Below are 598 nucleotides of genomic sequence, written 5' to 3'. Positions count from 1 at the left end.
GGTAGATATCGGAGAGCACCTCCTCCCAGCCGAGGGAACTTTCCTGGCCACCGACATAGAAGCCGAGAATCTCACGAAAGCCGTCTTCCGTGACACCAATGACGACGTATACGACTTCATTAGCTACATCATCCCGTCGCAACTTCAGATAGGTACCGTCGAGATATAGCACGGCATATCTTTTCTGAAGTGAACGTTCCTGCCAGGCACGGACATCTTCCATCACCACATCGGTGATGTTACTGATGGTACCTGGGGCGTAAGCGTGGCCAAGAATGCGCTCGAGGAAATTTCCGATTTCGCGCGTACTCATGCCTTTCTGATACATCGTGATAATTGTTTCTCCCAACCACTGTTCATAACGCTGATAGGGTTGGAACACTTGTGTTTGAAACGAGTTTTCTCGATCTCGTGGCACCTGAAGGTCTTGGATGCGACCGTATTTCGTATCCAATTGACGACCGTAACTGCCGTTCTTATAGTTTTTTAGCTCAGGATTCTCTTCGAAAAATTGATTCATTTCTTCCTTCATAATTGTTTCTAGCTTCTCTTGGACGAAAGAGCGGACTAATTCGTCCAATTGATTTTCGAGGTTGTT

The 598-nt window shown here is 46.8% G+C and carries 1 protein-coding gene; it reads right to left on the bottom strand.

Annotated elements, in window-relative coordinates; genetic code table 11:
* A partial coding sequence (locus KC820_RS13100; RefSeq protein WP_212371705.1) for an IS256 family transposase occupies positions 1-598 on the bottom strand: 598 nt, incomplete at both ends.

This window comes from Allobacillus saliphilus (assembly GCF_018138385.1).
Lineage (GTDB): Bacteria > Bacillota > Bacilli > Bacillales > Alkalibacillaceae > Allobacillus > Allobacillus saliphilus.
Note: the sequence above shows the minus strand (reverse complement) of the source record. Positions and strands in the feature narration are given on the sequence as shown.